The 21,665-nt window shown below is 72.8% G+C and carries 17 protein-coding genes; 8 read left to right on the top strand and 9 right to left on the bottom strand.

Annotated features, from left to right (window positions below; genetic code table 11):
• Positions 1-96 precede the first annotated feature (96 nt).
• Positions 97-1,065 carry an SDR family NAD(P)-dependent oxidoreductase gene (locus tag AC0QU1_RS21025; protein ID WP_483572181.1) on the top strand — a complete coding sequence of 323 codons (969 nt, stop codon included), beginning with the start codon at positions 97-99 and terminating at the stop codon, positions 1,063-1,065.
• Between the two features lie 52 nt (positions 1,066-1,117).
• Positions 1,118-1,957, top strand: a complete 840-nt coding sequence (locus tag AC0QU1_RS21020; RefSeq protein ID WP_483572179.1) for a phosphotransferase family protein — start codon at positions 1,118-1,120, stop codon at positions 1,955-1,957.
• Between the two features lie 455 nt (positions 1,958-2,412).
• Here AC0QU1_RS21020 and AC0QU1_RS21015 read toward each other — a convergent pair whose 3' ends face one another.
• Together AC0QU1_RS21015 and AC0QU1_RS21010 are read right to left on the bottom strand one after the other, a co-directional pair.
• Entirely contained in the window at positions 2,413-4,212 is a 1,800-nt protein-coding gene (locus tag AC0QU1_RS21015; RefSeq protein WP_483572177.1) for a cytochrome b, read from the bottom strand.
• On the bottom strand, positions 4,202-5,848 hold the full coding sequence (locus tag AC0QU1_RS21010; RefSeq protein ID WP_483572175.1) for an NAD(P)/FAD-dependent oxidoreductase: 1,647 nt from the start codon (positions 5,846-5,848) through the stop codon (positions 4,202-4,204). The genes AC0QU1_RS21015 and AC0QU1_RS21010 overlap by 11 nt, the downstream gene beginning before the upstream one ends.
• Before the next feature lie 231 nt (positions 5,849-6,079).
• Between AC0QU1_RS21010 and AC0QU1_RS21005 the strand changes: the two genes are divergently transcribed.
• The 3 genes from AC0QU1_RS21005 to AC0QU1_RS20995 are packed head-to-tail and all read left to right on the top strand — an operon-like array spanning position 6,080 to position 8,735.
• Positions 6,080-7,318 carry a thiolase family protein gene (locus tag AC0QU1_RS21005; RefSeq protein ID WP_483572173.1) on the top strand — a complete coding sequence of 413 codons (1,239 nt, stop codon included), beginning with the start codon at positions 6,080-6,082 and terminating at the stop codon, positions 7,316-7,318.
• The gene (locus tag AC0QU1_RS21000; RefSeq protein WP_483572171.1) at positions 7,315-8,073 is read left to right on the top strand and encodes a 3-oxoacid CoA-transferase subunit A; all 759 of its coding nucleotides are present in this window, start codon (positions 7,315-7,317) and stop codon (positions 8,071-8,073) included. Before AC0QU1_RS21005 ends, AC0QU1_RS21000 begins: the two co-directional genes overlap by 4 nt.
• Complete coding sequence (locus AC0QU1_RS20995; protein WP_483572169.1) at positions 8,070-8,735, top strand: 3-oxoacid CoA-transferase subunit B; 666 nt, start codon at positions 8,070-8,072, stop codon at positions 8,733-8,735. The genes AC0QU1_RS21000 and AC0QU1_RS20995 overlap by 4 nt, the downstream gene beginning before the upstream one ends.
• 186 nt (positions 8,736-8,921) lie before the next feature.
• Here AC0QU1_RS20995 and AC0QU1_RS20990 read toward each other — a convergent pair whose 3' ends face one another.
• From AC0QU1_RS20990 to AC0QU1_RS20980, 3 genes are all read right to left on the bottom strand, one after another.
• Complete coding sequence (locus tag AC0QU1_RS20990; RefSeq protein WP_483572167.1) at positions 8,922-10,256, bottom strand: DUF222 domain-containing protein; 1,335 nt, start codon at positions 10,254-10,256, stop codon at positions 8,922-8,924.
• Between the two features lie 26 nt (positions 10,257-10,282).
• Entirely contained in the window at positions 10,283-10,516 is a 234-nt protein-coding gene (locus tag AC0QU1_RS20985) for a hypothetical protein (protein WP_483616302.1), read from the bottom strand.
• A 285-nt stretch (positions 10,517-10,801) separates the two neighbouring features.
• Positions 10,802-11,536 carry a GNAT family N-acetyltransferase gene (locus tag AC0QU1_RS20980; RefSeq protein WP_483572163.1) on the bottom strand — a complete coding sequence of 245 codons (735 nt, stop codon included), beginning with the start codon at positions 11,534-11,536 and terminating at the stop codon, positions 10,802-10,804.
• Between the two features lie 236 nt (positions 11,537-11,772).
• Here AC0QU1_RS20980 and AC0QU1_RS20975 point away from each other — a divergent pair, with 236 nt between their 5' ends.
• Together AC0QU1_RS20975 and AC0QU1_RS20970 are read left to right on the top strand one after the other, a co-directional pair.
• On the top strand, positions 11,773-12,711 hold the full coding sequence (locus AC0QU1_RS20975; protein ID WP_483572161.1) for a TetR/AcrR family transcriptional regulator C-terminal domain-containing protein: 939 nt from the start codon (positions 11,773-11,775) through the stop codon (positions 12,709-12,711).
• Positions 12,712-12,837: 126 nt separating this feature from the next.
• On the top strand, positions 12,838-14,112 hold the full coding sequence (locus tag AC0QU1_RS20970; RefSeq protein ID WP_483572159.1) for an FAD-dependent oxidoreductase: 1,275 nt from the start codon (positions 12,838-12,840) through the stop codon (positions 14,110-14,112).
• Here the strand turns inward: AC0QU1_RS20970 and AC0QU1_RS20965 are convergent.
• A complete protein-coding gene (locus AC0QU1_RS20965; protein WP_483572157.1) occupies positions 14,107-16,380 on the bottom strand; it encodes a beta-galactosidase in 2,274 nt (757 codons plus the stop codon). The genes AC0QU1_RS20970 and AC0QU1_RS20965 overlap by 6 nt on opposite strands.
• 119 nt (positions 16,381-16,499) lie before the next feature.
• On the opposite strand from AC0QU1_RS20965, the gene AC0QU1_RS20960 reads away from it, so the two are divergent.
• Positions 16,500-18,008, top strand: coding sequence for a PQQ-binding-like beta-propeller repeat protein (locus AC0QU1_RS20960; protein ID WP_483572155.1), 1,509 nt, complete (start codon positions 16,500-16,502; stop codon positions 18,006-18,008).
• A gap of 151 nt (positions 18,009-18,159) precedes the next feature.
• Here AC0QU1_RS20960 and AC0QU1_RS20955 read toward each other — a convergent pair whose 3' ends face one another.
• The 3 genes from AC0QU1_RS20955 to eboE form a co-directional block, all read right to left on the bottom strand.
• Positions 18,160-18,672 (bottom strand): hypothetical protein, encoded by a 513-nt coding sequence (locus AC0QU1_RS20955; protein WP_483572153.1) that lies wholly within the window; start codon positions 18,670-18,672, stop codon positions 18,160-18,162.
• 191 nt (positions 18,673-18,863) lie between these two features.
• Entirely contained in the window at positions 18,864-20,264 is a 1,401-nt protein-coding gene (locus tag AC0QU1_RS20950) for an alkaline phosphatase family protein (RefSeq protein ID WP_483572151.1), read from the bottom strand.
• Positions 20,261-21,664 carry a metabolite traffic protein EboE gene (eboE, locus tag AC0QU1_RS20945; protein ID WP_483572149.1) on the bottom strand — a complete coding sequence of 468 codons (1,404 nt, stop codon included), beginning with the start codon at positions 21,662-21,664 and terminating at the stop codon, positions 20,261-20,263. Before eboE ends, AC0QU1_RS20950 begins: the two co-directional genes overlap by 4 nt.
• Position 21,665 lies beyond the last annotated feature (1 nt).

Genomic DNA, 21,665 nt, shown 5'->3' with positions numbered 1-21,665 from the left:
CTGCGTCAGACATCCGCTCAGACACCTGCGTCTTGCATCTGCGTCGAGCACCCGCGTCGACGCCGGTGCGCAATGCGCGACAGAGAGGGGCCAGCGATGACCGACGACACCCGGCCAGCAGACGACACCCGGCCAGCAGACGACGGCCGGCAGCGGAGGATCGCGCGTCGGGCGGTGATCGGCGCGGCCGGGGGACTCGCCGTCGGCGCGATCGCCGGGCTCGCGAGCGGCGTCGTGCTGCGGGACTCGGCCGAGCCGCCCGCGCCGACCGTCGTCGAGGGCGCCCGACGGTTCGCCGGCAAGGTGGTGCTCATCACCGGTGCGACGTCGGGCATCGGACGTGCGGCGGCAGAGGCGTTCGCGCGCGAAGGTGCGCACGTCGCGTTCTGCGGACGGCGCGAGCGCCTCGGGGCCGAGGTGGAGGCCGGCATCCGCTCCGCGGGCGGGTCGGCCCGGTACATCCGCGCGGACGTGCGCGAGGAGGATCAGGTCGCTGCGTTCGTCGAGCGCACCGTCGACGAGTTCGGCGGGCTCGACGTGGCAGTGAACAACGCGGGGATCACCATCGAGAAGCCACTGCACGAGTTCAGCGCCGCCGAGTGGACCGACGTCGTCGACACGAACCTGCGTGGCGTCTTCTTCGCCATGCGGTACGAGCTGCCCGTGATGGTCGAGCGCGGGGGCGGGACCATCCTGGTCACGTCGTCCGCGAACGAGCACCGCACATCCGCGCGCCGCAGCGTGTACACCTCGACGAAGTCCGGCCTGATCGGCCTGGTGCGCTCGGCGGCGCTCGACTACGCGGAGCATGGCATCCGCATCAACGCCATAGTGCCAGGCACCACTGACACCGCCCTCGTCCGCAGGACCGTCGGCGCGGAGGGCCTTCCGGACTCCGCCTGGCGCGTCGGCGCGGCGCAGTGGGCCCGGGCGAACCTGACCGGAATGCGCCGCATGGCTACCCCCGAGGAGATGGGCGCCTTCATCGTGGCGATGGCATCGCCTGAGCTGACCTACATGACCGGCTCCTCGCTGGTGGCCGACGGCGGCAGCGGCGCGGGCTGACGTCCGGGATTCAAGGTGGCACAGCCCTCCGCAGGCGGACCACACTGGCCGGGTGACTGACTCGACGGCCGCCGGCGAAGGCGCGGGCATCGGGCCCCGCCTCGGCGTGGGCCGGGAGGCGGAGGTGTACGCCTGGGACGACGGCGCCGTCGTCAAGCTCTACCGGCCCGGATTTCGCGGGCATCATGCCGAGGCGGCAGCCCTGGCTGCGTTGGAGGACTACGACGTCGCCCCGCGCCTGGTCGACGTCGTCGAACGCGCCGGCCGGCCCGGGCTGGTGCTGGAGCGCCTCGCCGGGACGGACCTGCTGGACCTGCTGCAGCGCCGGCCGTGGCGCGTGCTCGGCCTGGCACGGGCGCTGGCCGAGGCGCACCTCGTGATCCATGGTGTCGAGGCGCCGGCGGATCTTCCCGACGTCCGCCAGGTGCTGGCCTCCCGGATCGAGGACGCGACCCTGTCGCGAGAGCTGCGGGGGTTCGCGTTGCGGGTGCTCGACGGGCTCCCGTCGGGCGATCGCCTGTGCCACGGCGACTACCACCCCGGGAACGTGATGGTCGCGGGTGAGCGGGTCGGCGTCATCGACTGGCCGAACGCCGCACGGGGTGTGCCAGAGGCCGACCACGCGCGGACCATCCTGCTGCTGCGCTGGGCCGAGCCGCTGCCCGGGACGCAGCTCGTGACTCGCGCGCTGATGGCGGTCGGGCGCTCGCTGGTCCTGCGCGGGTACACCCGGGCCTATGCCGCCGGCTCCCGGCGTCCGCTCCAGGACGTCCGGTCGTGGCTGGTGGTGCATGCGGCGGCCCGGCTGTCGGAGGGTGTCGTCGCCGAACGGGCCATGCTGGTCGGGCTGGTCGATCGCGCGTGGCGGGCGGGTCACGCGTTCGACCGATAGGCGCCCGGATCCCGAGGAGAGCAACGTGCCCGGACACCCGGGTGGCGCTCGGCCGGCCTGGTCGGCAGTTTGTCTCACCAATTCGGCAGTTTGCATCGAGATCGGTCCAGGCCTGGACCGATCTCGATGCCAACTGCCGACCCCACAGGAGCGTGCCGAACAAGAGAGTGCCGGACAGGGGAGCGCTGACGGGAGCGCCGGGCAAGGGAGCGCCGGGCAAGGGGGCCCTGGACAAGGGGACTGCCGACCACGTGTTTAGGTGTCGTGACCTGCGCGGCGGCGTAGCGTTGGCAGCGGAGGTGCGGCATGGCTGACGGGAACAGGGGTGCGGGCGCCGCGGGCGGCGGCGCGGTCTACGGGCTCGGGATCATCGGCGCCTGGGTCTACTTCTTCCAGCAGGCCGACGGGTTCTGAGTTCGTGTGGGCGATCTTCCAGGGCATCCTCTGGCCGGCGTTCATGGTCTACGAGGCGTTCTCGGCGCTGGGCGGTTAGTCGGTCCCGACAGAATCCGGTCGCTGCCCGAGTGAGCCTGGTCCGAGTGAGCCTGGCCCGAGCGAACCTGGTCGCCACCTGACGAAACCCCCTCACGGTCCACCACCGGGACGACATGTCCCGTGCCGAACCGCCGCGCGAGCGCGCCGCGCAGGCGCTCCCGCCCGCGCGCCCGGCCGTTGTGGTCCGCGTGGGCCGGCTTGGCCGGGACGGGAGCCACGGTCAGGAGCGCGCGCTCCGCCTCGGCGACCGGCTGGTGGATCTCGACGTATCCGCCGTTGGGCATCCGGACGATCCGGCCCGTCTCGTGCCCGTGCCGCGCGGTCTCGCGGTCCTTGCGCTGCAGCCCGATGCAGATACGCCGCGTGACCTCGAACGCCAGCGGGGGACCGACCACCAGCATGATCTGCAGCGCGGTGATGACCGACTCGAAGCTGACGCTGAACTCGGTCGAGACGATGTCGGCGCTCGCGGCACCCCACAGGATGCCGTAGAAGAGCGCTCCCGCGACGCCGGTCCCGGTGCGGGCCGGGACGTTCCTCGGCCGGTCGAGCACGTGGTGCGGCGCCCGGTCCTGGTTCACCCACTCCTCGACGAACGGGTAGACGACCAGCAGGACGAAGTACCCGGCGACCACGGCGAGCGGGACCAGCGTCGCGAAGGTCCACGTCCAGCCGCCCCACTCGGTCTCCCAGCCCACCGGGACGAGCCGCAGCGCGCCGTCGAGGAAGCCCATGTACCAGTCGGGCTGGCTTCCGGCGCCCACCTCGCCCACGGAGGCCGGCCCGTAGGACCAGACGGGGCTGATCGTCGACGTCGCGCCGAGCAGCACGAGCACCGCGCTGGTGATGCCCACCAGCCCTGCGGCGCGCAGCGCGCCGTCGGGCCACAGCCGCAGGCCGAGCGACGGGACGGGCGTGGTGCGCGCCGGCCCTGTGTGTCCCGCCGGCTCCGCGTGTCCTGCCGGCTTCGCGTGTCCGGCCGGATCTGCGTGCCCCGCAGGCTGCGGCTGGCCGTGCCGGACGGCGAGCGCCGCCCGCGCCGCGATGAGCACGACGATCAGCACCGGGGCGATCACGACGTGCAGGGGGTACAGGTTCTCGATGATCCGGCCGGGGAACGGGCCGCCGAACATCCAGTCCGCCACGGTGGTGCCGATGAACGGGATGCTGAGCACCACGCCCTCCACGATGCGCAGGCCGGTGCCCGACAGCATGTCGTCGGGCAGGGCGTACCCGCTCCAGCCGGCGGCGAGCACCAGGACGAACGCCGCGACCAGCAGCACCCAGCTCAGCCGCCGCGGACGGCGGAACCCGCCGGTGAAGAAGGTGACGAGGAGCTGCATGATCATCGAGGCGGGCATGACCAGCGCCGCCCAGTGGTGCGTCTGGCGCAGCAGGAGGCCGCCGGTCTGCTCGAACGAGATGCGCATCATCGAGGCGAAGGCCTCCGTCACCGTCGCCCCCTGGAGCGGCTCGTAGGGCCCGACATAGGTGACGAGCTCGCTCGACGGCGTGTACGTGAAGGCCAGGAGCACACCGGTCACGGTGAGCACGAGCAGGCACGCGAAGGTCACGACGCCGAACAGGTTCGACCACCGCAGGTGGACCCGCCGGTCGCCCAGCTCGCGCGCCCAGGCGACTACATGGGCGCGCGCTCGGGAGTACACCCGGGCCTGGCCGGGTGCGGGTGCCTGGCTGGGTGTCGGTGCCTGGCTGGGTGTTCGCGCCCAGGCGAGGGCACGACGGCGGTCAGCTCGCATCGCGCACCACGCTCAGCTCGGGCCGGGCGGCGGGTTCCTCCGCAGAAGTCGCCGCGGATGGCGCAGCGGGCTCCGTGGCTGTCTCGTCGGTTGCGCCGTGGGCAGTGTCGGCCGACGGCTTCGCCGCTGCGGCGGTCGTCTCCGCCGTCGCCGCCGACGGCCGCGCCGCCGTCGGCGCTGCCTGCGCCGTGGTCGCCGCTGCGCGCCCCGCCGTCACCGCCACCGGCCGCGCCGCCGTCGGCGCTGCCTGCGCCGTCGTCGCCGTCGCGACCTTCTCAGCGCGCTCGTCGGCGAACGGGTCGCCGCCGGCGAGGAACGCGGCGCGCGGCCGCTGCACCGTGGCGAGCGGGATGATGTCCCGGCCGAAGAACACCGCGGACACCCAGACGAGCAGCACTCGCACCTTGCGCTCCCAGGTGGGCACCGCCAGGACGTGGTAGCCGCGGTGCATGAGCCAGGCCAGGAACCCCTTGATGACCAGGCGGCGGTACTGGAAGATGCCCTTCCCGATGCCGAGGGTGGCGACCGTGCCGAGGCTGTGGTGGATGTAGGGGCGCACCTTCTTGCCGCGCAGGTCGGCGACCAGGTTGGCCGCCAGCAGCTTGCCCTGGCGCACCGCGTGCTGTGCGTTGGGCACGGTCCGCGCGCCGGGGACCGGCGAGGCCAGGTCGGGTACGGCGGCGTTGTCGCCGGCGGCCCAGGCGTCCGGCACCACGCCGTCGTCGGTACCGTTGTCGTCTCTACCGTTGTCGTCGGTACCGACGCGCAGGTCGGCGCGGACGCGGACCAGGCCGCGCTCGTCGACCGGCAGGTCGGTGTTCCGCGCGACGACCGGGTTGCTGCCGTTGCCGGCGGCCCAGATCAGCAGCCCGTTGTCGTACGACTCGCCGGTGGACAGCACGATCGTGCCGCCGGCGGCCGACACGACCTGGGTGTTGAGGTGCACGTGCGCGCCCCGCCGCTCCAGGTGGCGTACCACCCAGTGGCCGGGCTCGTCGGTGACCTCGGGCAGGATCCGGTTGTTGGCCTCGACGAGGTGGAAGCCGAGGTCCTCGAAGGTGAGCTCCGGGTAGGAGCGCAGCAGGCTCGTCGCCAGCGAGAGCAGCTCGCCGAGAGCCTCCACCCCGGTGAACCCGCCGCCCACGATCGTGACCGTCAGCAGGCGGCGGCGTTCGGCGCCCGGGGGCAGCAGCGCCGCGCGGTCGAAGGCGGTCAGGAGCTGGTCGCGGATCGCGACGGCCTCCTCGACGTGCTTGAGGCCGATCGCCTCCTCCGCGACGCCGGGGACCGGGAACGTGCGCGTCACGGCACCGGCCGTGACGACGATGGTGTCGTAGGCGACCTCGCGGACGGCGCCGTCGTTGGTGCGGACGGTGGCCGTGCGGTGCGCGTGGTCGATCGACGTCGTCTGGCCGGCGATGATCGTGGTGCGGCGCAGGTGCCTGCGCAGCGACACCATGACGTGGCGTGCCTCGATGGAACCGGCCGTGACCTCGGGCAGGAACGGCTGGTAGGTCATGTAGCCGTGCGGGTCGACGAGCGTGACGTCGGCCTCGCCGCGGCGGAGCTTCTTCTCCAGGCCCCACGCGGTGTAGAACCCGGCGTAGCCACCGCCGACGATCAGTATTCTTCGCATGACAACCTCCTGATGGTCTTACCCGTTCGACCAGGCAGCCCGGCGAAACGTGACGTGGTGCTGGTCACATGCGGGCACAGGAGAGCGGCGCCACCGCTGAGCAGTCCGGGCGTTGACCCCGCGCCGTCGTCGTCGATATGTTCTTGCTGCGCACGATCGTTCGCATATCGAACCGGACGACGAAACCACCGACGACGAAGGCACCGGACGACGAAGACGGGGAGTGACGCGATGGAACGGGCTTATGTCCTCGACGCGGTTCGGACGCCGTTCGGGCGGTACGGCGGGTCGCTCGCCCATGTGCGGCCGGACGACCTGGCCGCGTTCGTGGTCGGTGAGCAGGTACGGCGCGCGCCCGACCTGGACCCCGCCGTCGTGAGTGACGTGATCCTGGGCAACGCCAACGGCGCGGGCGAGGACAACCGGAACGTGGCGCGGATGGCCGTGCTGCTGGCGGGCCTGCCGTTGTCCGTGCCCGGCACCACGGTGAACCGGCTGTGCGGGTCGTCGCTGGAGGCCGCCGTGCAGGCCGCGCGCGCGGTGGAGACCGGGGACGCCGACGTCGTCGTGGTCGGCGGCGTCGAGTCGATGAGCCGCGCGCCGTGGGTGCTGCCCAAGACCGAGCGCCCGTTCCCGGCGGGGAACCTGAACCTCTCCTCGACCACGCTGGGCTGGCGGATGGTCAACCCGCGCATGGAGCCGGACTGGACGGTCTCGCTCGGCGAGGCGACAGAGCGGCTGCGGGAGAGGTACGGCATCACGCGGGAACGGCAGGACGAGTACGCGCTGCGCAGCCACCTGCTGGCCCACGCGGCCTGGGAGGCCGGGCACTACGACGACCTGGTGACGCCCTACCCGGGCACTGCGGCCGGCGCCGAGCCCGGTACCGAGCTGACCCGCGACGAGCCGATCCGTCCCGGCACCTCGCTGGAGCGCCTGGCGGCGCTGACGCCGTCGTTCCGGCCCGCGAGCGTCGGCCCGGAGGGCGGCACCGTCACCGCGGGCAGTTCCTCGCCGCTGACGGACGGCGCCTCGGCCGCGCTGATCGGGTCCGAGCGGGCGGTCGGGCTGACCGGCGTCGAGCCGCTGGCGCGTATCGCGGGCCGGGCGGCGGTGGCGAACGAGCCCCAGTACTTCGGGTATGCCCCGGTGGAGGCGGTCGAACGCGCCCTGGAGCGTTCGGGGATCACCTGGGCCGACGTCGCGGCGGTCGAGCTCAACGAGGCGTTCGCCGCGCAGACCCTGGCCTGCACCGATGCCTGGGGTGTCGAGATGGACATCGTCAACGCCTGGGGCGGCGCGATCGCGCTCGGGCATCCGCTGGGGGCGTCGGGCACCCGGGTGCTGGGTACGCTCGCGCGGCGGCTGGTGGCGGACGGCGGCCGGTGGGGGGTTGCGGCCATCTGCATCGGCGTCGGGCAGGGCATGGCCGTGGTGCTGGAGAACGTGACCAGCGGTGCGCCCGCATGAGCGCCACCCGGTTCGCCGCCGACGCCCTGGACGCGCTCGGCGACGTCGCCGACGGCGCGACGGTCATGATCGGCGGCTTCGGCCCGGCGGGACAGCCGGTCGACCTCGTGGAGGCCCTGCTGGAGCAGGGTGCATCGGGCCTGGTGGTGGTGAGCAACAACGCCGGCAACGGGGAGGACCCGCTCGCGCGGCTGATCCAGCACGGGCGCGTGGCCAAGATGGTGTGCTCGTTCCCGCGCCAGGTGGACTCGTGGCACTTCGACGCGGCCTACCGGTCCGGGCAGGTCGAGCTCGAGCTGGTGCCGCAGGGCAACCTGGCCGAGCGGATCCGGGCGGCCGGCGCCGGGATCGGCGCGTTCTTCACCCCGACGGGGTTCGGCACCCCGCTGGCGGAGGGCAAGGAGACCCGGCGGATCGACGGCGTCGACCAGGTGCTCGAGTACCCGATCCACGCGGACGTCGCCCTGGTGCGCGCCGACCGGGCCGACGGCGTCGGGAACCTGGTGTACCGCAAGACGGCGCGCAACTTCGGCCCGATCATGGCGGCCGCCGCGCGGCGGACGGTGGTGCAGGTGCGAGAGGTCGTGCCCGTCGGGGCGCTGGACCCCGAGGCGGTGGTGACGCCCGGCATCTACGTGGACGCCGTAGTCGAGCTCCCGGCGGGCGCGGGTGCCAGGGGTGGAGCGGCGCGAGGGGTTGCCTCGGGCTTGGCACCAAGGGGAACGAGGCCGGCGGAAACGGGGGCGCAGGCATGACCACCACGCCTACTGCCTCACGGCGCGCCCCGCTGACCAAGGCCCAGATCGCCGCCCGGGTCGCGGCCGATATCGCTCCCGGGTCGTACGTCAACCTCGGCATCGGGCTGCCCACGCTCGTCGCGGACCACCTGTCCGACGACCGCCGGATCACCCTGCACACCGAGAACGGGATGCTCGGCATGGGCCCGTCCCCAGAGCCGGACGATGCGGATCCGGACCTGGTCAACGCGGGCAAGACCCCGGTGACGGAGCTGCCGGGCGCGTCCTACTTCCACCAGGCCGACTCGTTCGCGATGATGCGCGGCGGCCACATCGACGTCTGCGTCCTGGGCGCGTTCCAGGTCTCGACGTCGGGCGACCTCGCGAACTGGTCCACGGGGCAGCCCGGCGCTGTTCCCGCCGTCGGCGGCGCGATGGACCTCGCGATCGGCGCGCGGCGCACGGTGGTGATGATGACGCTCCTCGCCAAGGACGGCACGCCCAAGCTCGTGGAGCGGTGCACGCTGCCGCTGACCGGCGTCGGCTGCGTGTCCCGGGTGTACACCGACCTCGCCGTGATCGACGTCGGCCCTGATGGCGCGCGCGTCGTCGAGACCTTCGGCACCACCCCCGCCGAGCTCGAAGGCGTGCTCGGTTTGGCTCTCGGAGGGTTTCGCTGACCGCGTCGCCTGTCGCCGCAGCACATTCGGATCGAACGGAGCCGTCGTTTGGCTCGCTCGGCTAGTAGTGGACGGCGGTGGCCGCTGTTGGTTTCGCTCGGCCGATGATGGACGGCGTTGACCGTCGTCGGGTTCGGTCGGCCGAAGACCGACAGCGTAGGACCGCTCTGTGGGGATGGCACGTGGTCAAGGTCTCGGCGTGGTGGACCGGATGACGTGTCCGTTGGGGTGGGTCAGCCGCCAGCCGTTGGCGTAGCGCATGGTGATGCCTTGGCTGTCGACGAGGTCGTGGTGGTGCCAGCACAGCAGGGCGGCGTTGGTCACGGAGGTCTCGCCGCCGTCGGCCCAGTGGCGGACGGCGTGGTGGACCTCGCAGCGCGTGGGTGGTTGATCGCATGCCGGGTAGACGCAGTGCTGGTCGCGCGCGATGACGGCTCGACGTAGCTGCCCGGTGACCGTCCGTTTGGCCCGGCCGACGTCGAGAACCTGGGAGTCGGGCCCGAACACGATCCGGGTGATCTCGCTGTCGCACGCGATTCGCCGCAGGAGTGAAGTCGGTACCGGGCTACCGGTCTCGGTGAACACCGCCGGGCGCTTCACCTCGGCTGGACCGATGGGTGCGGTCGGTTCCAGTGCGGTCGGGTCTGGCGTAGTAGGGCCGGTGAGGCTCGTGAGGCCTTTCGGCTTACCGTTTCCAGTCGTCCCGTTGTTTCCGCTCGCCCCGCCGCTCCCGGCCGTCCAGCCGGGGGTCGCCCCGCGCCGGGCCGTGGTGTTCGTGGTGGCCAGGGCTCGCAGCTCGGTCCACGAGACGGTCACGGACAGGTGCGGACGCACCGACGCACCGGTTCCGGTGTGCCCGTGGTCGAGCACGACCCGGGCCAGGTCGGCCAGCGCCTGGGCGCGCCGCTGTCCGGGTGTGCGCTCGTCGTCGGCTGCCGGCGCACCCATGACCGAACCCATCGCCGTGGTCAGGGCCTGCCCGTGCTCCTCGGTGAGGAATCCCGACAGGTGATACCCGCCCAGGGTCGGCGAGACGTCGACGTACTCGCGTTCCTTGGTCCTGGTGAAGCCGCGCTCGTCCGCATCCGGGTCCGCGTGGCGGGCGAAGTACCGCACCAGGCCGCGGAACCGGTCCGGACCGTGCTCGGTGGACCAGTCCAGGAGCTGTTCCTCCCACGTCGGCGAGGAAGGCCCGGCCACGGGCTGGTTGGGCTCCGTGGGAGGGTCCTCGGGCATCGAAGTCGCGTCCGTCCCGGTGCCGTTCGGGTCGCCCGACGTCGGTTCGGGCGCCTCTGTCGCGGTCGCCTCCGTTGGGGTGTTCTCCGTCCCAGCCGGCTCTGTCCCAGCCGGCTCCGTCCCAGCCGCCTCGGTTGTGACCGTGTCCATCGAGGTCGCGTCCGTCCCGGTGGCGTCCGTCATGGCCGGTTCGACCGTGGCCAGGTCGATCGCCGGTGCGCCCAAGGCCTGGGTGCGTGTCGGGCTGGTAGTCGCCACGTCGACCAGGGCACGCACCTTGTCCACGCTGATCTTTCCGGCGAGCGCCGCCGTCAGGGTGGCGGGCAGGTGGTCGCGCAGTGCCTTGCCGTGCGGACATCTCGCCGCGCCGTGAGGGTCTGCACGTCCTCGGTGCGTGCGAGCCAGACGGCGAACGTGCGCGCGCCCGTTTGGGCCCACAAGCCGGCGGTCTCGATCCGGGGCAGGACGGACCAGCGCATGGCGTCGTCCCGGGCTCCGGCGACCCGCAGACGAGCCGACGTCTCGATCAGGCGCGTGGTCGTCACATCATCCGAAGCGACAGACTCAGCCAGCTCGTCCAGCAGTCCGTCGAGGTCCGTCAGGACCTCTTCCACTGGGCGCGAAGGATCACCGGCACGCTGTCGTGTCGCCATGAACCACACCCCCCTGAGGCCGTCCCGTCACAACAGAACGGAGCGACATCCGCCGTCCTGTCTGAACACCTTGATCTTATCGAACAAAGGTCTGCATCAATGATGCGAGAAGAAATCTGTGGATAAGCGCTTCGGACGGGCTTTGGCTCGAACGTGGCCGACGCCTTTGGGGAGGGTTCAGGCAGGGGCTCCGCCGTTCGCCGTCCTGCCCCCGTGCCACATGGGCTGGAGGATCGGTCCGCCGTCGGGCAGGTGGATGGGGTCACCGTGGTCCTCGAAGCCGTGGCGCGCGTAGAGCCGCCGGTTTCTCGGGGTCGACGCCTCCAGGTAGACGGGCAGGTCGAGCTCGCCGGCCCGGTCGAGGCCGTGGCGCAGCAGGGCGGTTCCGGCGCCCAGCCCGCGTCGGCGGGGGAGGGCGGCCATCGCCGACAGATAGATGTGGGGCACGTCGGGATGCCGGGCGGACGTCGCCGACAGGACCGCGGCGAGGCGGTGTGCGGCCCGACGATCGGCGTCAGCAGGTTCGGCAGGCTCGCTGGACCGCCCAGACCTGGCTGGCCGGTGCGATCCGGCTGGTCCGGTGGATCCGGTTGGTTCACCGGCCCTGCCTGTTCGTGCGGATCCCGCCGACTCGTCAGGCTCCGGTGCCGGCGGGGCGCCGTCGAGGTCGATCCAGACGGAGGCGGCGATCGGCTCGCCGTCGAGGGTGAACGCGACGACGAGCTGGCCGGCGTCGACGGCCTCCCGGAGCGAGGTCTCGAAGAGCTCGCGGGTACGTCCCTGCCGTCGCTCGGGGTCGGGTTCGACCCACGCCGAGACCGCTTCGTCGGCAAAGGCCTCGACGCAGACGGGCAGCACGGCGTCGAACTCTGCGGGTACGGACGGGCGGACGATCAGATCTGGCTTCGACATGGTTCCAGGCTGCCCGCGCGACCTGCGGTGCGCGGAGTAGTTTCGTCTCACCAGTACGTGCGACGAAAGGCGGGAGGGGCTGGACGACGGACAGTCAAGACGGCGGGCGGTTACGACGGCGGACAGCCACGACGGCGACTTTCGAGGCGGCGCGCGCCCGAGACGACCGGCATCAAGACGACGGACAGCAGGGACGCGAGGCAGGACGCCAGGAGGCAGGAGAGAAGGTAGGACACATGGCATGCGTCGAGTGCGGGCGCGACCTCGGCCAGGCCGCGAGCACAGGAAGGCCGCGCCGGTACTGCTCCCGGTCCTGCCAGTCGCGGGCCTATCGGCGTCGGCGGGACGAGGGTCGCCTGGCGGTCCCGCCGCCCAGCCCAGGCGGGCGCGGGCACGGCTTCGAGCACGGCGGTGAGTACGACGGCGGGCGTGGCGACCTGGTGCGGATCGCCATCGGCCTGGCGGACGACGGCGGGGCCCGCGCCGTGACGTTGCGCGCCGTTGCCCACCAGGCTGGGCTCCCGGTGGCGGAGGTGCGGCGGGCGTTCGGAAGCCGGGACGGGCTCGTCGCGGCGCTGGTCCAGCGGCTGCTCACGCGGCGCCGAGCGTCACGGTCGGTGGCCCCAGTACCATCGCCAGCTCCGATATCGCAGTCCGCAGCCCCGGTACCGCCGCCGTCGGCCCTGGCCCCGGCGCAACCGACGGCGGAGACGCCGGTCCAGACGCTCACCCGGCTCGCCGAGGACGAGTGGGCCGCCTACCGGGAGCACCCCTGGCTGGTCTCCGTCCTGGCGAGCAGCCGGCCGCCCCTCGTCCCGGCCGTGCTCGACTCCGCGCGGGCGAGCACCGAGGCGTTCGCGGCGCTGGGCGCCGATCCGCCGTCGGCGCTGGGGAGGTATCTCGCGCTGAGCGGTTACGTCCAGGGCATGGCCCTGCTGCTCCTTGCCGAGCGCGACGAGTCGCGCTCGGGGACGGCCTACCGGGCGTGGTGGTCCGAGGAGGTGCGGCGCCTCGACCGGACCGGCGCCCGACGGCGTCATCCCTGGCTCGACGCGGTCAGTGACGCCATGCCGCCCACCTCGTTCGCCGCCGACGCCGACACCTGGTTCCGGGACGGCCTGGACCGGGTGCTCGCCGGCCTCACCGGGGAGCCGCGCATGTCCGCCAACCGCTAGGGTGGGTTGCGGTGCGCCGGGAAGTCTGGTCGGCAACGGGTATCGACGACCGATATCCGTAGTGGTCTCTCTGTGCGGCCGCGTATCAGCAGTGATCGCGGCCCTTCTCGGGAAAGGGCACCGACCATGACCTCAGTTCGGCACGCACTGATCGTCGGCGCGGGCATCGCGGGCCTCGCCACCGCCGTACGGCTGCGCCGCAGCGGGTGGCGCGTCACCCTCGTCGAGCGCGCACCGGCGCTGCGGGGCGGCGGCTACATGATCGGGTTCTCCGGTATCGGCTACGAGGCGGTGCGTCGCTGGGGCCTGCTGCCCGAGCTCTCGGCCCTGCAGCCCGCACCCGTCGACCTCGAGTACATCGACGAGTCCGGCGGCCGGCGCGCGTTGCTGCCGGTCCAGGCGCAGCAGGCGTTGGTGGGCGAGGACATGCTGTCCTTGCTGCGCGGCGACCTGGAGTCGGTGCTGTACCAGGCACTCGACGGCGACACGTCCGACGGTCACGCGTCCGACGGTCACGCCTCCGACGGCGACGCGCCTGACGGCCGGGCATTCGACAACCAGGCATTCGACGACGCCCTGGACGTCCGCTTCGGAGTCACGGTCACCGACGTCGTCCAGGACCAGGACCACGTGACCGTGACGCTGAGCGACGGCGGCAGCGAGACCGTCGACCTGCTGGTCGGCGCCGACGGGCTGCACTCGGCCGTCCGCGAGCGGGTCTTCGGACCCGAGGAACGGTTCCGGATCGACTTCGGCCACGCCGTGGCGACCTTCCTGCTCGACCACCGGCCGGCGGCCGTCCGCGCGAACCGGACCGTCTCTATGGCGCTGGTCGGACGCGGCGTCGGCCTCTACAGCACCGGTCCGAGCCGTGCGGCCGGCTTCTTCGCCTTCGCCAGCGAAGACCTCGACGCCGACCTCATCGCAGGCGCCGGGACCACGCTGCGGCGGGTGTACGGCGACCTGGGCTGGGTCGTCCCCGAGCTGCTCGACCAGGCGGCGGCCGCCGACTCGGTCTACTTCGACCGGATCAGCCAGATCACCATGCCCCGGTGGAGCCAGGGCAGGGTCGTGCTGGTCGGCGACGCCGCCTGGTGCGTCAGCCTGTTCGCCGGCTACGGCTCGTCGCTCGCCGTCGGCGGCGCGGACCTGCTCGGCACCATGCTGGACGAGCACGCCGACGTCGCGACGGCCCTCGACGCGTGGGAGGAGCGGCTACGGCCCACGGTGCTGAAGAAGCAGCGGCAGGGCCGCAGGGCCCGGAGCCTGTTCGTCGCACCCAACAAGACCGTCCTGTCGCTGCAGGTCGCGATGTACCGGCTGGCCGGAAGCCGGCTGTTCCGGGCGGCCCTGCAGTCGTTCCTCGGTCTGGAGAGTGCGCGCAAGGTGGTGCGCTCATGACGCCTCGCCGGTCGGACCCACCTCCAGCAGCACCCGGACGTCCCACGGGCCGAGCTCCAGCTCCGTGCCCGCGGCGAGCTCCTCGCCGCTGAGCACGTCGCGCACCGCGTTCGGCAGCACGAAGACGCTCGGCTCCCAGGACCACGAGTGCACGAACCGCACCCGCTGCCCGGCCGGATTCCGCGCGCCGGTCACCGTCTGGGACGGCGTCTGCGGCCGCCACCGCGGCCCGGCCGCCGTCGCCGGTTCGCCGGCCGGTGTCGGTCCGGCGGGCTCAAGACCCACGGCCCAGGCCAGCACCGTGCGGGCCAGTGCCGGATCGGGGATGGTGCCCACCGTCGTCACCCGCCCGGAGCCGTGCGCGCGGGTGGTCACGGCGGGCCACCGGCCGAAGTGCGGGTGGTCGTAGCGCACGAGCACCTCGGCCCCGGTCGCACCGCCGTCGAGTGCGCCACCTTCGATCGCCCCGCCGTCGGCCCCACCGCCGTCGAGCACCTGCAGCCCGTCCACCCAGCTCGTCGCGTGGGCGTCGGCGGGGACGTCGAAGCCGTTCGCGCCGTGCACCGCGAGCGGCGCGTCGATGCTGGCGAACTCGTCGTAGAAGACGCCCGCCGCCGCGCTCAGGTGCGCCGGCTTGCGCTCCGGCCGGGCCCGGGCCTCCTCGTCCTCGTACCCGGTGCGGATGCCGAGCACGAGGTGGCCGCCCGCCGCCGCGTACCGTTCCAGCCAGCGCAGCCAGGCGTCGTCGGCGATCGTGATGCCGGCGGCGACCAGCACGGGGTGCTCGCGCGCAGCGTGCTCGGGGGCGCTGTCGGTGAGCTGCGCGTCGTGGACGATCCGCGCCTGGAGGCCGGCGCCGAACGCGCCGCGGTAGAACGCGTCGAAGATCCGGTTGAAGCCGCGCCTGTCCGGCCCGGCGCCGCCGCCGAGCTGCGGGAACTCCGCCAGCGACCACTTGCTCGGGTTGGACCAGACCAGGGCGACGTCGGCGTCCGGGGTCAGGTTGGCCACCGTGGCCCCCGCCGTGCGCAGCTCGGCGCCGAGGGCCGCGAGCTGCCGGTACACGCGGCCGGGTTCCAGGGAGTGCGGGAGCACGCCGCCCCAGTACGTCTCGGTGCCGTAGGGGAGCGTGTGCCAGTGCCAGTACTCGATCATCGTGGCGCCGCGCGAGACCAGCGCCCAGGCGGCCTGGCGCCACTGGCCGTCGTAGGCGGGCTCGTTCTGCCACGGGGCGCCGATCGCCTGCGCGTTCGTCTCCGTGACGAGGAAGGGTGCCTGCTTCGAGGCGTACATCCGGTCCGCCGTCGCGTACAGCGACCACGTGCCCGCCGTCATCCAGGCCTGGTCGTCGTCCGCGCTCTGGGGCAGGGCCAGGTGGTCGCGCATGCGGTAATAGGGGTTGCCCGCCGTCACGTCCAGCGCGCGGGTGAGCGCGTCGTCCTGCACCGTCGGCCGCTCGTACGAGATGCAGGTGGTGACGAACTGGTCGTCCCTGGCGTACTCGCGCACGATCTCGGCCTGCCAGCCGATGAAGTCGGTGGTGAGCTGCGCCTGGAACCGGCGCCAGGCGAGCGCGTACTGCGGCTGCGCGTTGCCCGACGGCGTCCACAGGTCGGCCCACGTGGACAGCCGGTGCGACCAGTACGTCAGACCCCACTCGTCGTTCAGCCGCTCGACCGTGCCGTACCGGGTGCGCAGGTGCTCCACGAACCGCTCGAAGACCTGCCGGTTGTGGAAGATCTCGTTGCCGGGCTCGTTGTCCACCTGGTAGCCGACGACGGCGGGGTGCTGGGCGTACCGGGCCACGACGGCGCGGATGACCCGCTCGGCGTGGAACAGGAACGCCGGGTGCGTGTAGTCGATCTCCTGCCGCGTGCCCCAGCCCATCGCCCGGCCGTCCGCGCGGACGACGTTGATCTCCGGGTACAGCCGCGCCAGCCACATGGGCACCGCGTACGTCGGCGTGCCGAGCACCACCTTGATGCCCCGCTCGTGGGCGCCGTCGAGCACGGGCTGGAGCCAGTCGAGGTCGAAGCGCCCGTTCTCGGGCTCCCAGGTGGACCAGACGGACTCGCCGACCCGGATCACCGTGAACCCGGCCTGGGCCATCAGGTCCAGGTCCTGCTCCAGCCGAGGGGTGCGGGGGTGGCCGGCGGAGTGGTGGTCCCCGGCGCGGCGGTCCTCCGCGCGGTGGTACTCGTAGTAGTACGCGGCGCCGAACAGGACCCCGTCGGTCAGGTGGTCGGTCGGGCGGTGCGGTGTGCTCATGCTGCTCTCTCCGAAGTCATCAGGTCGGGTGCGTTCGGCCGGCGACGGCTCGGGAGGGGTCCCGCTCCGGCGATGGCAGGGTATGGGCATGTGGATGAGCGGACCGAGCCGAGACCACGATGCGCACACGACTCAGTAGCGGGGCAGCGGCCCTGGTGCGGAACGGGCGGTGGGCGTCCCTCGCCGTCGGCGCGCTGCTGTTCGCCACCTCGTTCGCCGGCTGCACCGGCGACGGCGAGAACAGCGGGGCGGACGGCGAACAAGGAGGCCAGGCGTCGCCGTCGGCCGAGGCGAGCCCGGCCCCGACCCAGTCGCCGCTGCCCGAGCAGGTCAACGGCTACGCCGGGGACGTCGACCAGCTCTGGGCCACTCCGGCCGTGCGGACGACGAACCTGGTCAACCTCATCTGGGCCACCGACACGACGGTCGCCACGGTGACGTCGCGCGGCGTGACGGCGTTCGCCCCCGACACGGGCGAGGAGCTCTGGGACGTGCGGCCCCCGGCCGGCAGCGGCGAGCTGTGCTGGGCGAGCACCGCGGTGAACGACGACGGCATCGGCGCGGTGCTCTACGCACCGACCGAGGACCAGTCCGCGGACGACGGCCCTGCAGACGACGGCCCTGCAGACGAGGAACCCGCGGACGACGAGAGCTGCTCGGTCCTCGCCGCCGTCGACGCGGCGAGCGGCGACCTGCTGTGGAGCCATGACCTGGCGGCCCTCCAGGACGGCGGACCTGGGAACCCCGGCGTCGTGCGGCCCGCCGCCGTCAGCGTGGGTGACGACGTGGTCGCCGTCAGCCTGGACGGCGAGGGCCCCTTCTTCCGGTTCGCCGTCGACGGCGGCGCGGAGCTGCCCGCGCTCGACGTACCGGGCGGCGAGGACTGCCGACCGTACGCGTGGCGGCACACGGCCCGGCTCAGCGTGGGGCTCAGCGACTGCGACGAGGCAGGCGCCTTCGTCTTCGACACCGAGAGCGGCGAGACGGCGTTCTCGATAGCGGACCCCGTCGCCCTCGGCGACCTGGTGATCACGCCCGGGGACCGCCTGGCGGTCTGGCGGGACGAGACGCTGGCCGTCTACAACGGCGTCGACGGCGAGGGCGACAGCGAGGGTGACGGCGAGGCGGTCACCCAGATCACGGTGCCGCAGGCGAGAACCGCGGGCACCGCGGCGATCGTCACCGACTCGACGGTGGTGGGGCTGAGCGGTGCCGAGGAGTCCACGCCGAGGTACCCCCACTACGCCGGCTGGGACCTGGCGACGGGCGAGCGGCTGTGGGAGAAGATGCTGCCGGGATCCGACTGGTACCCCAGCCTGTGGTACCCGGCGGGCGACGGCGACCGGATCCTGGTGAGCTACCCGGCCTGGGTCGACGAAGGGAACCACCGCAACTACACGGAACGCCTGGGCTGGCTGAACCCGCGCGACGGATCCCTGAGCGACGCCGGCCTCCTGCCCGAGGACGCCGACGTCGTGAAGTACGACGTCGCGACCGGGGACCCCGGAGCCGGGGGCAACACTGCGGGGGGCAACGCTGCCGCCGGCGGTCGGACGGTGTACATGCTCACGAGACCGGGGGAGCGGATGGAGCACGTCCACCTGGTGGCGTACGAGCTACCGGACTGACGAGGGACTGACGACGAGGATTGACGGGGACCGACGAACGGCTGGCAACGGCGCGACAGGCGCGCACCAGACCCACGGGTCACGCGGGCGACCCGTGGGTCCCGGCACGCGGCTCCCGCCGTCGGACAGCAAGGCGTCAGACAGCAGGGCGTCAGACGGCAGGCCGCCGGATGACCGTGCGGCTCAGCGTGCCCGTGAGCAGCGACCAGACCGCTGAACCGATGATGATCCAGACCACGGCGGAGAGGATGGCCGGCACGAGGTCGGCAGCCCCCGCGAACGGCACGGCGGCGAGGATCACGGTGGCGAGGGCGACCACCCAGCCGAAGAACGACTGGGGGCGCGGTGTGCTCAGGACGAGCAGGTAGAGCACGATCGCCGCGAGGAGCGCGAAGAGCGCACCCGCCACGACCCAGGCCGCCATGTCGGAGCCGGTGCCGAACAGGTCGGCCGTCGCCTGGACCTCGAGGTTCAGCACCTCTTCGAGGATGAAGTCGGCGGCGAGCCCGATGAGGGCCGCCACGAGCATGGTCGCGAGCGCCCCGGCCCAGTAGCGGCCCATGTCCAGCCCGAGCCGCGTCTCCTGGGGTTGGGTCGGCGGCGGGTAGGCGGGTGGCGGCTGCTCGCCGTAGTCGGGGTCATAGGGGCGGTTCGGGTCGCTCATTGCGGTACCTCCCGGTTGTCGGCCCTCTGTCCACTCCATCACGGATCGGGCAGCGCCGCCACGCATCCGCCGACGTCGTACGGCGTGGCGCGCGTGTCAGGCGTACAGGTCACCGGGAGACCCGTACGCCCGGCACAAGATCCGGTACGAGGTCCGGCACAGGAGCTGGCAGAGGGACGCGCGCCGGAGGGCTACCGGGCCCCCTGCAGGTCCAGGACCAGCCCCTTGACCTCGGCCGCCGGCACCTGCCCCGCGTCGTCCTCGACCCACTTGGCGACCGACGCCGGGACGTCCGGGTCCGAGCACAGGACGAGCGGCGTGTCCGCGGCGGAGTCGGGCAGGCGGCCGTGCGTGCCGCGCACGTACGACGCGTCGAGCGGCGTGGTGCTCATCGCGTACCGCAGCCCCAGCTTCTTGCGCACCAGGTTGAGGCCGGCCTTCGCCTTGGCCAGCGGGTCGGCGGGGTCGAAGAACAGCTCGGCCGGGTCGTAGCCCGGCTTGCGGTGGATGTCGACGCCGCGGGCGAACTCGGGCGCGCGGTCGTCGTCGAGCCAGTAGTAGTACGTGAACCACGCACCCGGCTCCGCCACGACGACCAGCTCGCCGGCCCGCTCGTGGTCCAGCCCGTACCGCGCCTGCGCCGCGCGGTCCAGCACGTCGTCGACACCGGGCACCTCGCGCAGCAGGTCCGCGACCCGCGGCAGGTCCGCCGGGTCGTCGACGTAGACGTGCGCCACCTGGTGGTCGGCGACGGCGAAGGCGCGTGACGTCCACGGGTCGAGCTGCTCGCGGCCGTCCTGCACGTAGACCTCGAGGAGGCCCTCGCCGCGCAGGACCCGGTTGATGTCCACGGGCCGGTTCGCCGGTGCGATGCCGTACTCCGCCACGGCGACGACGGTGACCCCCGCCGCCTCGGCGTCGTCGAGCAGCGGGGCCAGGCTGGCGTCGAGCTCGGCCGCCGCCCGGTCCGCCTCGGGCGAGTCCGGGCCGAAGCGCTGCAGGTCGTAGTCGAGGTGCGGCAGGTAGGCCGTGGTGAGGTGGGACGTCCGGGTACGCAGCAGGTGCCTGGTCACGTTCACGATCCACTGCGTCGAGGCGATGGACGCCGTCGGACCCCAGTACGTGAACAGCGGGAAGTCGCCGAACCGGCCGGTCAGCTCGTCGTGCAGCGCCAGCGGCCGGATGTACCCGTCCGCCGACTTGCGCCCGTCGGCGTGGTAGATCGGGCGCGGGGTGACGGTGACGTCGGTGGTCATCCCCATCGCGTACCACCAGCACACGTTGTCGGCGGTGTAGCCGGCGTCGTGCCTGCGGGCGGCCTCCCAGAGCTTCTCGCCGGCGACCAGCTTGTTGTGCTGCCGCCACAGGTACACGTCGCCCAGCTCGCGGAAGTACCAGCCGTTGCCGACGATCCCGTGCTCGGCCGGCGTCAGCCCGGTGAGCATCGTGGACTGCACACTGCACGTCACGGCGGGCAGCACCGTGGCCAGCTCGGACTGCCAGCCCGCTCCCGCGAGCCGCCGCAGGCGCGGCATGTGGGTCAGGGCACGGGCCGTGAGCCCGACGACGTCGAGCAGCAGGACGCGTCTCATGCGTCGACTCCTTCTGTGAGGTCTTTCGTCGAAGTTGCTTCCGTGGGAGTTGCTTCCGTAGGAGTGGCCTCGTTGGGAGTGGCTGCCGTGGTGGCTTCCGCGCCGGGGATCGCGTCGCCAGTGCCCACCCCGTCGTCACCGAGCAGATGTCTCCGCGCCCACCGCAGCTCGGCGGCGATCCCTGCCACCAGACCGGCTACGCCGTCGGCTCCCTGACCCGCGTGGTCTGCCCGGTCAGGTTGGCGCGCTTCGCTCGCGCCCCCGGGCAGCACCGACCACGTGTACGTCTCGACGTCGAGGTGCGCCTCCGTGCCGTGGGGCGCGGTCCGGACCGCGGCGACGGCGTCGCGCAGCACGCCGGTCGTGGCCGCCAGCGGCGCGGCCGGCTCGTGGTGCAGCGGCACGTGGAAGTGCACCCGCCACGGGCCGTCGCCCGGCAGGCCGGGGCGCCGGTCCGCGATCCCGAGCGCGACCGGCAGGTCGTCGGAGGCCAGCACCTCGCCCGACGGCGCGAGCTCGCGCACCTGGTGCAGGTACCGCTGCTCCACGAACCGGCCGACGGCGTCCCGCGCGCCCGGCGCGGACGGGTCCGCCACCTCCAGCGCGGCCGAGGCCTGCACCTTGACCACGCGCAGGCCGGCGTCGGTGATCCGGCGGACGGCGCCCGCCGGGTCCGCGAACGACACGGCCAGGTGGCACGTGTCCAGGCAGACGCCGACGTACTCGGGGTCGATCCGCCGGTCGTCGGGGACGTCGGGGCCGGTCCGCGTGGCGAGCCACGCGACGACGTCCTCCACGGTATCGAGCACGCACCCCGGCTCCGGCTCGACGGCGACGCGCACGGTCCGGCCGGTGCGCCGCGCGAGCTCCCGGAGCTCGGTGGACAGCGTGGCGAAGGCGCGGGTCGCCTCGTCGTCGTCGGCCGGTGTCCAGGGGGCGCGCCAGGCCAGGGGGAGGGTCGAGATGGACCCGGCGACCGGTGCGCCGTCGTCGCCCTCGCGCGGGTCCGGCAGCAGGTCGGCGAGCACCCGGGCGCACGCGAGCACGTAGTCGAGCCGGGCGCGCTCCGCCCAGGTCGGGGAGTACACCGCGAGCTTGACCACCTCGCGGTGGAAACCGCCGTAGGGGAAGGCGTTCAGCGTGTGCACCTGGAGCCGGTGCGCGGCGAGCGCCGCGCGCAGCCGGTCCCGGTCCGCGGCGGACCGGTCCAGGCGGTGCGCCAGCTCGGCGGGCAGCCACAGTCCGACGCCGAGGGTGTCGAGGCCCGCAGCCTCGCGGACCGGGCCGGCGTACCGGGCGAGCTGGTCGATCACCCCGTCGAGGTCCTCCGCTGGATGCACGTTGGTGCAGTAGGAGAGCGGCATGTCCGTTCGCGTGGCCGTGCGCGTGTCCGTTGTCATC

The organism is Promicromonospora noduliphila (assembly GCF_056951025.1).
Note: the sequence above shows the minus strand (reverse complement) of the source record. Positions and strands in the feature narration are given on the sequence as shown.